13 protein-coding genes are annotated in these 12,681 nt (G+C 66.2%); 9 read left to right on the forward strand and 4 right to left on the reverse strand.

Features of this window, described 5'->3' with window-relative positions:
* Nucleotides 1-106 precede the first annotated feature (106 nt).
* Complete coding sequence (locus ACZ7L6_RS39755) at nt 107-961, reverse strand: hypothetical protein (protein WP_471932766.1); 855 nt, start codon at nt 959-961, stop codon at nt 107-109.
* Nucleotides 961-2,286 carry a type VII secretion protein EccE gene (gene eccE / locus ACZ7L6_RS39760; protein ID WP_471932768.1) on the reverse strand — a complete coding sequence of 442 codons (1,326 nt, stop codon included), beginning with the start codon at nt 2,284-2,286 and terminating at the stop codon, nt 961-963. Before eccE ends, ACZ7L6_RS39755 begins: the two co-directional genes overlap by 1 nt.
* Nucleotides 2,287-2,662: 376 nt before the next feature.
* On the opposite strand from eccE, the gene eccB reads away from it, so the two are divergent.
* The 9 genes from eccB (at nt 2,663) to ACZ7L6_RS39805 (ending at nt 11,298) form a co-directional block, all read left to right on the forward strand.
* The gene (gene eccB, locus ACZ7L6_RS39765) at nt 2,663-4,228 is read left to right on the forward strand and encodes a type VII secretion protein EccB (protein ID WP_471932770.1); all 1,566 of its coding nucleotides are present in this window, start codon (nt 2,663-2,665) and stop codon (nt 4,226-4,228) included.
* 224 nt (nt 4,229-4,452) lie between these two features.
* A complete protein-coding gene (locus ACZ7L6_RS39770; protein ID WP_189220569.1) occupies nt 4,453-4,764 on the forward strand; it encodes a WXG100 family type VII secretion target in 312 nt (103 codons plus the stop codon).
* 114 nt (nt 4,765-4,878) lie between these two features.
* A complete protein-coding gene (locus ACZ7L6_RS39775; protein ID WP_471932772.1) occupies nt 4,879-5,169 on the forward strand; it encodes a WXG100 family type VII secretion target in 291 nt (96 codons plus the stop codon).
* Between the two features lie 320 nt (nt 5,170-5,489).
* Nucleotides 5,490-6,713, forward strand: a complete 1,224-nt coding sequence (gene mycP / locus ACZ7L6_RS39780; RefSeq protein WP_471932774.1) for a type VII secretion-associated serine protease mycosin — start codon at nt 5,490-5,492, stop codon at nt 6,711-6,713.
* A gap of 75 nt (nt 6,714-6,788) precedes the next feature.
* The gene (locus tag ACZ7L6_RS39785) at nt 6,789-7,133 is read left to right on the forward strand and encodes a hypothetical protein (RefSeq protein ID WP_471932776.1); all 345 of its coding nucleotides are present in this window, start codon (nt 6,789-6,791) and stop codon (nt 7,131-7,133) included.
* 39 nt (nt 7,134-7,172) lie between these two features.
* Nucleotides 7,173-8,624 (forward strand): hypothetical protein, encoded by a 1,452-nt coding sequence (locus tag ACZ7L6_RS39790; protein WP_471932778.1) that lies wholly within the window; start codon nt 7,173-7,175, stop codon nt 8,622-8,624.
* 82 nt (nt 8,625-8,706) lie between these two features.
* Complete coding sequence (gene mycP / locus ACZ7L6_RS39795; protein ID WP_471932780.1) at nt 8,707-10,026, forward strand: type VII secretion-associated serine protease mycosin; 1,320 nt, start codon at nt 8,707-8,709, stop codon at nt 10,024-10,026.
* A 755-nt stretch (nt 10,027-10,781) separates the two neighbouring features.
* Nucleotides 10,782-11,159, forward strand: a complete 378-nt coding sequence (locus ACZ7L6_RS39800; RefSeq protein ID WP_471932886.1) for a Scr1 family TA system antitoxin-like transcriptional regulator — start codon at nt 10,782-10,784, stop codon at nt 11,157-11,159.
* A 46-nt stretch (nt 11,160-11,205) separates the two neighbouring features.
* Nucleotides 11,206-11,298 carry a DUF397 domain-containing protein gene (locus ACZ7L6_RS39805; RefSeq protein WP_471932888.1) on the forward strand — a complete coding sequence of 31 codons (93 nt, stop codon included), beginning with the start codon at nt 11,206-11,208 and terminating at the stop codon, nt 11,296-11,298.
* 111 nt (nt 11,299-11,409) lie between these two features.
* On the opposite strand, the gene ACZ7L6_RS39810 is transcribed toward ACZ7L6_RS39805, so the two are convergent.
* Both ACZ7L6_RS39810 and ACZ7L6_RS39815 read right to left on the reverse strand, forming a co-directional pair.
* Nucleotides 11,410-11,829 (reverse strand): hypothetical protein, encoded by a 420-nt coding sequence (locus ACZ7L6_RS39810; protein ID WP_471932782.1) that lies wholly within the window; start codon nt 11,827-11,829, stop codon nt 11,410-11,412.
* Nucleotides 11,830-11,948: 119 nt separating this feature from the next.
* Nucleotides 11,949-12,623, reverse strand: a complete 675-nt coding sequence (locus tag ACZ7L6_RS39815; protein ID WP_471932784.1) for a hypothetical protein — start codon at nt 12,621-12,623, stop codon at nt 11,949-11,951.
* Nucleotides 12,624-12,681: the final 58 nt, after the last annotated feature.

Genomic DNA, 12,681 nt, shown 5'->3' on the forward strand with positions numbered 1-12,681 from the left:
ACGGAAAAGCCCCCATGGGCGCGGACGGAAACGCCCTATGGGCACGACTTGTCCGCTTGTTCGCGCCCCGCCGCGGGAGACGACGACGCGTCAGCCGGCCGACGCGTCAGTCCATACGGCGGGCCACACCGAGCAGACCCGTCTCCGCATCCGTGGGTTCGGTCATGACGAACTTGTGGTGCTTGCGAGTGCACCACAGGGCGACGCCGTCGTGAAGGGTCGGAAGGTGCTGAAGATGCTCCTCCGGGACACCCAGCGTGTCCTTCACCACCTCGGTCTCGTACGGCGAGATGCGCTGGATCCCGACGAGATGGGCCTGCGCCAGCCAACGCGGCGCGTGCTCGCTGACGAACGGCAGCACCGTCACCACGGCCTGCCACGGCACGGACGTCACCCGCCCGCGCGGCGGACGGATGCCGCAGTCCCGGAACAGCACGACCGGACTCGACACCGACGGCCCCTGCGCGGGCACCCGGCCCACCGGATAGACCGTCACACACTGCTGGCCGCCGCCGGCCGCCTGGGCCAACTGCTGCCAGGCCTGCGGACGTCCGGTCTCGACGCCGACGCGCGCACCGGTCGCGGCGGCGCGCAACGCCAGTACCTGGGCGAGCCACAGACCACCCACGAGGACGACGTCGAAAGGAGTCGGACGGGACAGACCGAGCACGGCCGGCTGGGACTCCGGGTCGGTGCCGATGATCACGCCGTCGTCACCGAGCGGCATGCTGATCGCCGCGAGTTCGTCGGCGGTGACGACATGGCGGTTGCGGCGCGGGCCGCGCAGCCCGAACCCCGGGCTGAAGATACGGCGTTGCTGCTGCGGCGGCTCCGGCTGCCGGATGATCGGGATCATGCCGGTGTCGGTGGGCGAGGCCACGTGCGCGGGCGTACGTCCGGGGGTACGGCCCTGCTGTCCCTGGTTCTGTCCCTGGGGCATGGTCGGGGCGGGGTGGGACATCAGTACGTACCTCCGAGCGGCAGAGTGGCGAGGGCTCCGGGGACCTGCTCCCGGTCGAGACGGACGAGGCCGACCTTCGCGGCACTCGCGGCCCGCTCCAACTCCCGTCCCACCTGGCCGAGTTCACTGTCGCCGCGAGCGGTGACGCGGATGTGCCCGGTGAGGGAGACACCCCGGTTGCCGGCCTTGCTCAGGGTCATGCTGAACGTCGTGGCGAGCACCGGCAGCGAGGTGAACCGCGTCACGAGCTCGGGCAGCGCCACACCGCCGGCGCCCAACTGCGGCCAGCGGGACACCCAGTACGTCGTGTGCCACCGGTCGTCGACGCGCCAGGTCCGTACCGCCTCGACCGTACGGCGCTGGGTCCGGCCGTCCTGGCCGTGCTGGGCGTTGGCGCGCGGGTTCAGGCAGCTGGACGTGGCGAGGGCGTGCACCAGCTCGGTCTCGTCCAGGATCGTCGCCTTGAAGCCGGCGCCGGCCAGCCGGCTCGCCAACTGGTCGGCCACGCGCAGCAGTGCGCGCTGCGCGCCGGGAACGCCGTCCCCGCGGGCCTGAACCGCCTCCGGGCACAGCTCCGGGTCGAGCTTGAGGGCGACCCAGGTGAGCCGGAGCGCGGGGGCACCGGACTGCGCCTGGAGGGGGCCGTACGACCGCGCGGCGAGCGACTGCTGCGGCAGGTGCGGCGCCGGCGCGGGCTGGGTGTGCTGCACGACCTGCACGGAAGCGAGGCGGATCCCGTCGACCTCCAGGGCGTCCTGGATCAGCCGCAGCGGCAGCTGCCGCCCGGCGGCCGCCGGACGCAGCGGCTCGTCGCTCGGCTGCACGAAGAGCACGGCGGTCAGGAAGGTGCCGTCGCCGATCATCCCGATCGACCGGTCGTCACGCGACACGAAGCTGTACGTCCGCAGGGCGGGGTCGCATTCCACGACGGGGGCCAGCATCGCGTCCGTCCCGGGCGGCACGGGCAACTTGGCGTCGCGCCGGCGCTGCCTCAGCGCGCGCGACGTCTCGTACCACTCCGGCAGTGGACGACGACCCCGGCGCAGGACCGCCAGGAGCAGCAGCAGTGCCGCCACGACACCGGCGGGGACCAGCAGCCAGGACTGGTCGGCGGCCCAGGCGGCCAGCATGACCGCCGCCGCGAGCTCCACCAGGATGAGTTGCTGCAGCCGCACCGGGCCCAGACCGCCGGGGCGGGGCAACGTGCGCGGCGATGCGGCGACCGGGGCGGCCTGGGCAGCCGACGAACGTCTGCCGCTGCCGCTCGGACCCCCCTGTTGCTGCGGTGCGCGGCGTCCGCGCCGAGTGCTCGTAGCGCTGGTCATCCCCCGGGACATCCCTTTCGCGAAGTAGTGGCCGTTCGAAGCAATGGCCGCTGACCGGGCCCACATCGGCCATACGAGTGGCTCACGGTACCCGCTGCGGAACGCGAGGCGACACAGGGGACACCGAAACCCCAGGTGACCAGAGTTTCACGGACCGACCCCGCATGGTGGAGCGCTGTCGTGAAGCTCTGTGAAGATGCGGGGTCGGCCGCACACCTGATGAATCACGGCCGCGTGGCGCAGGGCATAGTAGGTGGCTGCGTGACGGAAGCGGCCTTCAGAGCACGGTCAAGTCGTAACAAACGCGATCGAGTACCGCCGAACACCGTTGAGTCCGCAACACGATCGAGCATCACAAACGGGAGAAACGGGGACCATGGCAAAGCAGCGTCGGGATGAGCTCGCCGCCTACACCTTCGCTCGCAAGCGCACCGTCGCGGCCTTCCTGGCTCCGTCGCCGGGCGGCTCGGAGGAAGGCGCGCCGCGTCCCGTCCGTACGGTGATGCCCAGCCTGGCGGTGGGCATCGTGCTGGTGATCGGCTTCATCGCCTGGGGCGTCATCAAGCCGACGGCGCCCAAGGGCTGGGACACGCCGGGCCAGTACATCATCGTCGACAGCGACTCCACGACGCGGTACGTGGTCCTCGACGGGAACCCGGACAAGAACAAGGTGGAGAAGGTCCTCCACCCGGTCCTCAACTACGCCTCCGCGAAGCTGCTGCTCGACAAGGGCAAGGGCACCGTCCTCGAGGTCCCCGGCAAGGAGATCGACAAGAGCGGCATCCGGCACGGTGCGACGCTCGGCATCCCCTACGCCCCCGACCGGCTGCCCTCCAAGGACGACGCGGACAAGCCGAAGACGTGGGCGGTGTGCGAGCGCCCGGCGCCGGGCAAGGAGGGCGCCATCGACCGCGCCGTCTTCGTCTTCGACGCCGACGACGCCAAGTCGCTGGAGAACTCGGGGAAGGTCAACCCGCTCGAGGCCCTGTACGTCAAGGACACCGAGACGGGCCGCGAGTACCTGGTCGACGGCCGGGGCAACCGCTTCCTGCTGGGCGGCGAGGCGGGCCTCGACGACACCGCCATGGAGAAGCTGCGTACCGCGGTCATCGGCAGCAGTGCCACGGCCCAGCCGCAGGCGGTGAGCCAGGAGTGGCTGAACACCCTCAACAAGGGCACGGACATCACCTTCCCGACGGTCCCGAACGCCGGCGACGCGACCTCCGTCCAGGGGCTCCCCGGGGTGACCACGGTTGGGCAGGTGCTCAGGGCGCGGGACGCGCAGAACGAGCAGTTCTACGTCGTCCTCAAGGACCGGGTCGCCGTCATCTCGCCCTTCGTCGCCGCTCTGCTGGTCGCCAACGACGGGACCACCCCCGTCAAGGCGAGCACCCCGGAGATCATCGAGGCCAACGGCGGCTCTGCGGACCGCTTCTACGACGACAAGGGCTGGCCCCTCACCGTTCCGCGGCAGGCCAACCCGGCGTCCTCGCCGAGCGGCGACGCCCTCACCACCTCCTGCAGCGTCTACAAGGGCGGCATCGAGAACAACAAGCCGCAGCTCGCTGCCTGGGCCGGCAAGAACTACCCCAAGAGGGTCATCACCGACTCCCTGAGCGCCTACGTCTCGTCCGGCTCGGGTCTCCTCTTCCAGGAGATCACCGGTGCGACCGGGGGCGGCGGTCGCGTGTACCTGCTGACGGACACGGGCCTCAGGTACTCGCTGCCTGCGGGCCCCGACAGCGAGGCGAAGGGCAGTGCGGCGGGCTCGTCCTCGTCGGGCTCTTCCGAGGGCGAGGCCAGCGAGACGGACAAGGCGCGCACGCGACTTGGTTACGAGGACCTCTCCAAGCCCGCGTACGTACCGCAGACTTGGGCGACGTTCATCCCGAAGGGCCCCACGCTGGACACGGCGAGCGCGGCGCAGCCGCAGAGCCAGTGACGGGTGTGATTGGCCAACGGGCGTACGGGCAAACGCACTTGAGAGTAAGACGGCACGCCGGTCACAAGATGATCGCCCAAGTGTGTGAGCCGTGTAACTGATTGGCCGTGCCTGTGGTTGAGTGACAGGCTGACGATAGAGTGTTTGCAGCGCTCAAGCGTGCGAAGCTCCTCCGGGACCGGCACAGGTTTCCCGGACCAACGACGACATGGGGGAAGGTTCATATGGCCGGCCAGTTCCGGGTAACAGAGGACGAACTCACCAAGCTCTCCGGTGACATCAACACCGTGAACGGTCAGCTGCAGGGCGAGATCCGCCGCCTCAACGGAGTGATCGACCAGATCGCCGGCGGATGGCAGGGCCAGGCGGCCCAGTCCTACCGCCAGCTGCAGGACCGCTGGAACTCGGATGCGAAGAGGATGAGCGACATCCTCAACGACATCAAGGAAGCCGTGGACTCCACGCGGAGCAACTACTCCGCGTCGGAAGAGCAGCAGAACTCCGAGATCAGCAAGATCATGTCGGACTTCGGCTGATCGAGCCGGTTCGGTCCGAAGGCTTCGGTTCTGCCTGATTTCCGAGGTCCTTCGGTGCTTGTTCCTGATCTTCCTGAATCCCGCCGACTTCCTTCGATTTCTTCCTGAAAGGGAATGACGATGTCGATCCTCGTCAATTACGCAACGATCACCAACGCGTCCACGGACGTGAAGACGACCGCCGGCCGCATCAAGCAGCAGCTGGACGACCTCGAGGCCGCCGTCAAGCGCGTCGCCAACACCTGGGAAGGTGAGGCGCAGGAGGGCTACCAGCGCAAGCAGCGCGAGTGGGACAAGACCGCCGCGGACCTGCACGCGACCCTGCTGAAGATCTCCACGGCGCTGCAGAGCGCGGCCGAGAACTACCAGGCGACCGAGAAGAGCAACGCCGGCACCTGGCAGTAGCCCGTCGGCGATCCGAGGGACATGACATGAAGGGAATCGGCCCAGCGGACGCCACGGCGACCGCTGGGCCGACCTCTGCTTCGGGGCCGTACAGACCACATTCGGGGTTGCACACAGCAAATCCCGAAAACATTCACACCCATCGCCACACACGTGACACATACATGACCCAGCTTCGAAGGAAGCAAGGCAGTAAGGACGCCCCCGGGGGCCTGGACATGAGGGGCCTGAACGTGAAGGGCCGAACAGCCCACACGCGTAGCCGCGACGGCCGCAGTGGCCGCAACAGTGGAACCCGCGCACTGCAGCGGGTCTTTGGCGTGCTCGCGGCGACGGGAATCTGCCTTGCGTCGGCGCCGCCGGCGTTCGCCGCCCCGGACAGCCCTCGCTCCGAGAGCCCGGACTTCGGCCTGTCGGCGAGCACGGAGTGCGTCTTCGGAGGCGACGTCATCAAGTCCACGCCTTGGTCGCTCCAGCGGATCCTCCTGGACCAGCTGTGGGAGAAGGCGACGGGCAAGGGCGTCACGGTCGCCGTGATCGACACGGGCGTCGACAAGTCCAACAAGCAGCTGACCAGCGCTGTGGCAGGGGGCAAGTCGTACGTCGGTGGCTCCCCCACCAAGGACATCGAAGGTCACGGCACCCGGGTGGCGGGCATCATCGCCGCCCGCCCGCTCAAGGGCACGGGTTTCGTGGGCATCGCGCCCGACGCCAAGATCCTCTCCTACCGCTACACGGGCGGGGAGGGGGAGAAGCAGGGCAACTCGCGGACGATGTCACAGGCGATCAGCGCCGCGGTCGCCGCGGGCGCGAAGATCATCAACATCTCCTCGGACACCGCGAACAAGGAAGACAACCTGGAACTGCGGAACGCTGTCGCGGCAGCCGTGAAGGCGGGCGCCCTGATCGTGGCAGCCGCCGGCAACGACGGAGCCGACGGCAAGTCCGCGAACACGTATCCCGCTTCGTACGACGGCGTCCTGGCGGTCGCGGCCTCCGACCGCAACGACGAACGCGCCTTCTTCTCCCAGCCGGGCAACTTCGTCGACGTAGCGGCTCCCGGCGTCGGCATGGTCTCCACCGTCCCCTTGGACGGCCAGTGCACAGCCGACGGCACGAGCTTCGCGGCGCCGTATGTGGCTGGCGTAGCGGCTCTGCTGAAGGAGAAGCACGAGGACTGGAGCGCCGCCCAGATCGCCACCCGCATCGAGGAAACGGCCCAGCGGCCGGGGCGGGGACCCAACCGGTACATCGGGTGGGGTGTGGTCGATCCGGTCGCCGCGTTGTCGGACGACTCCGAGCCGGCGACTTCTCCCAAGCCGGATCCGCCGGTTGCGGCGGGGTCCGGTGGGGTCGTGCCCATGGCTGTGACCATGGGGGAGAGCGAGGCGGAGCGGGAGCGCCGGGTGGCAATTTATGTGCTCGGCACGGGGTTTGCGCTGGCGCTTGTGGTTGCGGGGAGTGGGGTGGCTGTGCGGGACTGGCGTAGCCGGCGAGATCGGGAGTCCGGACGGGCTGTACGGGCCGGGCGGGCTGCTGGGTAGTAGTCGGGTTGGGCGATGACTTGGGCACCGAGTGGGTGCTGACAACTTGAGATACAGGGGAGAGGACAACGGGGTATGAGTAACGGGATGCGCGTTGATCTGAGCGCGTTGGATGAGGTCATCCGGAAGCTCTGGACGCTGCTGGACGATATGGATAAAGCGGGGCAGACGTCGCGGTACAACACGGAGATCCCGATGGATGCGTTCGGGAACACTTGCATGTTCCTGGAGGCGGGCGATCTTCATACTGCCCACAAAGACTCGAAGACCAAGCTTGAGGGCGCGATCGAGGGACTGCATGAGCTGATCGATAAGTTCGGCAAGAGCACCTCCAAGGTGAAAGATAAGTACACCGAACAGGAATACGCGAACAAGCAGCAAATGGGTGGTAACTCCGGCGGCTCCGGCAAGTGGGACTAGTAGTCCAAATCGAGGAACACCTACGAAGGAGGTTTCAAAATGGCCGGTGACGAGGCACTGCCCGCACCCAAGATCGAGTATGACACCTGCACCGCGAATCCGGTGCGGCCTCAAACCAAGACCCAATTCATCGACTACTCACTTAAAGAGCTCAAGCAGATGCTTGAGGGCACCAACCCGGGGGCAATCGAGGAGGTTGGCCGCCACTGGGGCAAGGTCAATGAAATTCTCGCCGGCGGCGAGGGTGGCGGGATTGCTGGGCTGCTCGACAAGGCAGTCGACAATGTTCTGGCGCACTGGGAGGGCGAAGCAGCCAGGAGTTTCGAGAAGAAGGCTCGCGAAATCGCGCAGAGCATCCGAAACACAGCTTGGCATGCGGACCTCAACAGCTCACAGATGGCCGATGCTGGCTCGCAGTTGCGGAGGTACAAGGAGCAACTGGATGCCATCGAGGAACCCAGCACTCTGGACAAGATCGGCGATGGTCTCACCGACTGGCAGTGGGATGACGGTTCGGCAGTAGCCAACGATCTCCGTCAAGGCAATATGACCGCCGATCAGATTGCGCAGAAAAATGAAGGCAAGATTGGCGCCAGCCGAGAAGCTCAGCTCAACGGCGTCGCTGTCATGGAGAACCTGGGCGCTCAGTACGCGCGAATCACGCGGAACTTGAACCAGAACCCGCCAGTTCAAAACCCGGACAAGGGAGTCAAGGAGCCTAACCGGGATGTGGAGTATCCGCCGCCTGTCGTCTCGCCTGGTGTAGGTGCGTCTCGCCCGAGCGGTTCAACGCCGGTTAATAAGCCGTGGAGCGCAGGGCCGACGACCAGCGTCAAGCCCGCCCCCACCGTGCCCCGTGACCCTGGGATCACGGGGGGCTCGCAGCTTCCGACGGCCAAGACGAAGGTGGACAGCATTTCGCCTGGCCTGACGGGGACGGGACCTGGCGCGAGCCCTGGCATCGGAGGGGGCGGAGGCGGCGGTGTCGGTGCCGGCGGAGCCCAGGGCCCTGGCGTCGTGGCTCCTGGCGGAGCATCCGGCCTCGGGCGTGGTGGCACCGCCGGGCGTGGCGGCATCGGAGTTGCTGGTGGTCGTGGCGGTCTGGCTGGTGGCGGCGCGGCGGCTGGCCGCGGTGCTGCAGGCCGTGCCGGTATGGGCGGTATGGGGGGTGGCGGAGCTGGCGCGGCTGGACGAGGCGGCGCTAGCGCTGGCGGCCGTGGAGCTCTTGCGAAGTCGCGCGGCGGTGTAGTCGGTGCGGCCAAGGGAGTTGCTGGCAAGGGCGCCGGTGGCGGTGCAGGCCTGCACGGCAGTCGCGGCGGAACCCAGCGCGGCGCCATGGCGGGCGGTGCTGGGGGGATGGGCGGCCGCAACGGTCGACGGTCCGAGGACGAGAACAGCAGGGGCGACCGTCCCGACTACCTGGTCGAGGATGAAGAGACCTGGATCTCGGAAGAAGACCGAAACCGCAACGTACCGCGGACTATCGAGTAAGCAAATAAGCGGACTGGGCGAAAAGTAGTCGCCCAAATATGAAGGCTGAGCACCCAGCCACAGCTGAGTGAGGAGCAGGGAATTGAGTTTCAAGCGAGTCGCGTCCACGGCAGGAACCGTGGCATTGACGGGAGCCTTGCTCCTCACCTCAGCACCTACTGCCTCGGCAGACTACGTTAGGGACCAGCAGTGGGTCTTGGATGTATTTGCCATGAAAGACACTTGGGCCGAGTCGCAGGGCGAAGGCGTGACGGTAGCCGTCGTCGATTCCGGCGTGGATGGCAGCCTCCCTGATCTAACTGGTCAGGTCCTTAAAGGTAAAGACTTTACCGGCGCGGGAAGTGCCCAAGAGGATACTCTCGGGCACGGAACAAAGATGGCAAGCCTTATCGCAGGCCATGGTCATGGTCCAGGGAATTCTGCTGGCGTGATAGGACTCGCACCGAAGGCTAAAATCTTGCCTTTGCGTACCCTTCGGACGGAAAATGACAGCAACCATGATGAGACATGGGGTGCTGCAGTTCGGTATGCAGTAGACCATGGCGCGAAGGTAATCAATCTCTCCATCGCAAACGATGGCGGAAAAACGCTGAGCGCTGGGCGAGAGGCGATCGCGTATGCGCAGGCTCACGATGTTGTAGTCGTGGCTGGCTCGGGCAATGACGGGGTGTCTGCTGTGAGCGAGCCTGCAGCGCTACCCGGTGTTGTCTCTGTCGGCGCTGTAGATAAACAAGCTAATGTCTGGGAAGACTCGAACACGGGCAAAGGGCTAACGCTTACGGCTCCCGGTGTCGAAATCGTTGGAGCAAATCCAACGATTTCCAGTGGGTATGGTGTGGGCAGCGGAACTTCGGATGCTACAGCTTACGTATCTGCCACTGCCGCATTGGTCCGCTCGAAGTACCCTGACCTCACCGCTGGTCAGGTTATCAACCGCCTCATTAAGTCGGCCTCGTTCCTTGGCCACAAGGGACTGAAGGCACCTGACGATGAGTACGGCTACGGGATTATCCGCCCCCGCCAGGCGGTCACAATGGACATCCCTGCCGGGCCCAAGGGGAATCCTCTCGGCCAACTCAAGTTGTCTGACTCGACATCCGGCAAGGCATCTGAACAGACGGACACCTCGACCCAGTCCAAGAAGAAAAAATCTTCCTCCAGTAACACCCTCTTCCTCGCCGGCGGCATCGCGGCTGTCGTGGTCATCGGCGCGATCGCCTTCGTAGTACTCCGCTCCCGCCGCAACGGCGGTAACGGCGGCCCCGGCTCCGGCGGCGCCCAGCACCCCTCGCACTCGCCGTACCCCAATTCTGCCCCGAACCAGGGGCACCCCGCTCCTCCGGGACAGTTCCCGCAGCACCCCAACTCTTACAGCCAGCAGCCTCCGCATCAGGGGCAGTAGGCGGAGACCAATTCTCCATCCAAGGCTGAGGGCGCATCGTTGCGCCCTCTTCCTACGTGGAGACTTGCCTAAGTGGTCATGGCTGACCACCCGAGGGCATCCGACGACCAGGTCAGCGCAGCGAATCCAGTCCGAGAACGAGAAGGGACCCTCCTCAATGGGCGCCATCGTCCTTATCGTCGGCGTGATCGGCATTGGAGCCGTGATTGCCGCCGGCGTCGTCTTCGCCGTACTGCGTAGCCGCCGCAACCCCGGTCACGGCCCAGTCAATCCCGGCCCCGGAACTTACTCCCAGAACATGGGTTATCCGCCCCAGCAGCCGATCCACCCACCCGCCCAGCAGCCGTACCCGCCAACTCCCCAACAGGGCTACCCCAATCCCCCTGGACAGCCGCCCCAGCACCCCAATCCCTACCCCCAGCAACCCCCGTACCAAGGACAGTAACTAGTAGTAAGCAGCCGGTCAGTGGGCACCCCTTCTCGTACATTCGATTGCGCACTGGTCCGGCGGGCGCCACCCGGTCCCGCTCGCGCTCCGCATGAGCCTTCGGGTCTTGCGGCACAGGGCAGCAGCGTTTGAAATCGCTGGGCCGTGCTGACAGCGCAGGCCCAGACGAGGGAGCAGATCGCGCAGCTGACCGCACGGCTGGACGAGGTCGGCCGGGCTGCCCAGGAGTCCGGATCAACCGCAAGAGGCTCTTGGAGCTGCCCGATGTCTTTGGGCGGTTCTGTTGGAAGCCGTTCTTCTGCAGCAAGTGGGCGGGCCAGAGGTGATGAAGGATCAGCTGCAGCATCTTCTGGGCGCTTCTGAGCGTCCCAACGTGACGGTCCAGGTACTGCCGTTCGCCCGCTGCGCCCGTGCGAGTACGTTCGGCCCGTACGTAGTGCTGGGCTTTCCCGAAGAAGGAGCGCTGGCCGTGGTGTTGGCGGACAACCCGACCGGATCCACGTGGCTTGAGCGAGAGGCAGAAGTCGCGTGCTACCGGGACCTGTTCGACGCCGCACGCACAGCTGCTCTCTCCGGTGGAGTCCCGTACTCTCATCCCTCGCAGAGCCAAGGAGCACGGATCATGAACAACGCGCGCCTCAGCAATTACGAACTGTCTGGGGCGAAATGGCGTAGCAGTCCATAGCGGCGGCAACAACGAGTGCCTCGAGGTCGCAGATGATCTCCCCTGCATAGTCCCCAAACGTGACAGCAAGCGTCCGGTCGGCCCCGTGCTCGCCTTCAGCCACCACGCATGGAGCGCCTTTCTTTGGCCTCTGCGGTGACCGACCAGATGCGACAGGACCAAGGCTCGGCAGTTCGGCAACGGCAGTGGCGTCGACGACAGTCCGCCGGCGTCCGCGTTTGCCGGCGATCCGCGGCAGTGGCAGTGGTAGTTAGCGGAGCGCGAGTACCACGAGCAGCCCGACAACGGTGATCAGCACGGCCCAAACCATGGCGTCGAATCGCCGAATCCTCCGGTTGCGAGCCGCCTCCCAGCGCTTATACGCCTCGTACTCGGGTGATTCGGACAAGAATGGAGCAGGCTTCGCTTCGGGGCCACGCAGCACGAAGTGATACTTGAACTCTCTGTTGTGCCCCGTCCCACGCCGCTCGGTTCGCTCCAGCTCGTAGCCGTGGCGCAATGCAAGGCGCGCCAGCGGCTCGCCCTTCAGGTTTGCCTCGTATGCGCCGACTTCCACTCGTGGTTCCGCGCCAGCGAAGAAACGTTGCTCGGCTTCCGCAACGCGCTGTTCTTCCGGCTTCATCCGGCGCTTCAGTTCGGCAACACCGATGGCACCCACGATGAGCACCATTGCGGACACCATGATTGTTTGCCATTGCATGGCCGACCTCCGTGAGTCCTGTTCGCCGCATCAAGGCGGCAGCATTGGGTTCGATGGTCCCTCGAACCCTGGGAACCCGTTCCGGACCATTACCCGAAGTCGGCCGTGATCTGCTCGGCGATGGCGCTTCTCTTCCCGCCCTGGCTGTCCGGGCTGGAGTCAGCCGCTGAGCCGCTGGAGATCATCAAGTCGTGTGCGGTCTTGGACAACAGTGAGACGTAGAAGGGGAGGTCGGGCAGGGAGGGAGTGGTGAGGCTCAGAACGAGGAGTCGTTGCATACGTGGCAGCGGGAGGTACACGTCGGCTCGGGCGAGGGGTAGAGAGGGGGCCGTGTCATCTGCCGGATCCGAATGCCACTCGACGCCGCACAGTACAAGGACACCGGGTCCTGCTGGGACACGAATCTCCTCGACCGTGTTGTTGTCGTTCGTGGAGAGCGCCTCGAAGAGACCGCGTGCCGAGAGCTCCGCGTCCGGCTCGTCCAGCGGGTCGAGGCGGGCCAGCAGCGAGGCCGTGGTGAGGCGGCCGTCGGGGGCCTCGTCAAGGCAGAAGCCGGCGTAGAAGGAGTTCTCGGCGAGGGCGTGGTCGGCCATCTCTCGGTAGGAGTGGAAGGCGACCTCGCGCTGGAAGTCGGTTCCGGTCGGCCATATCTCCTCCGCGATGGCCCAGAGCTGCTCCAGGCGTTCCTCGCCGTCCAGGTCGAGACCCAGGGAATAGAACCCTCCGGGAATGTCCAGGTGAAGCTCAGGTTCAGCGGACTGCATTACTGGACCTTCCCGTGCTTGGGGAGTAGAGCCACGCGCCAGGGAGCCTTTGACGCAT

It is taken from the genome of Streptomyces sp. NPDC107522 (assembly GCF_055657525.1).

Bases quoted from the DNA above. Each gene is read 5' to 3' on its own strand.
- ACZ7L6_RS39770 (WP_189220569.1), top strand. From the start codon at position 4,453: ATGGCCGGCCAGTTCCGGGTAACAGAGGACGAACTCACCAAGCTCTCC.
- ACZ7L6_RS39755 (WP_471932766.1), bottom strand. From the start codon at position 961: ATGTCCCACCCCGCCCCGACCATGCCCCAGGGACAGAACCAGGGACAG.
- ACZ7L6_RS39815 (WP_471932784.1), bottom strand. From the start codon at position 12,623: ATGCAGTCCGCTGAACCTGAGCTTCACCTGGACATTCCCGGAGGGTTC.
- ACZ7L6_RS39775 (WP_471932772.1), top strand. From the start codon at position 4,879: ATGACGATGTCGATCCTCGTCAATTACGCAACGATCACCAACGCGTCC.
- ACZ7L6_RS39785 (WP_471932776.1), top strand. From the start codon at position 6,789: ATGAGTAACGGGATGCGCGTTGATCTGAGCGCGTTGGATGAGGTCATC.
- ACZ7L6_RS39810 (WP_471932782.1), bottom strand. From the start codon at position 11,829: ATGGTGCTCATCGTGGGTGCCATCGGTGTTGCCGAACTGAAGCGCCGG.
- ACZ7L6_RS39790 (WP_471932778.1), top strand. From the start codon at position 7,173: ATGGCCGGTGACGAGGCACTGCCCGCACCCAAGATCGAGTATGACACC.
- eccE (WP_471932768.1), bottom strand. From the start codon at position 2,286: ATGACCAGCGCTACGAGCACTCGGCGCGGACGCCGCGCACCGCAGCAA.
- eccB (WP_471932770.1), top strand. From the start codon at position 2,663: ATGGCAAAGCAGCGTCGGGATGAGCTCGCCGCCTACACCTTCGCTCGC.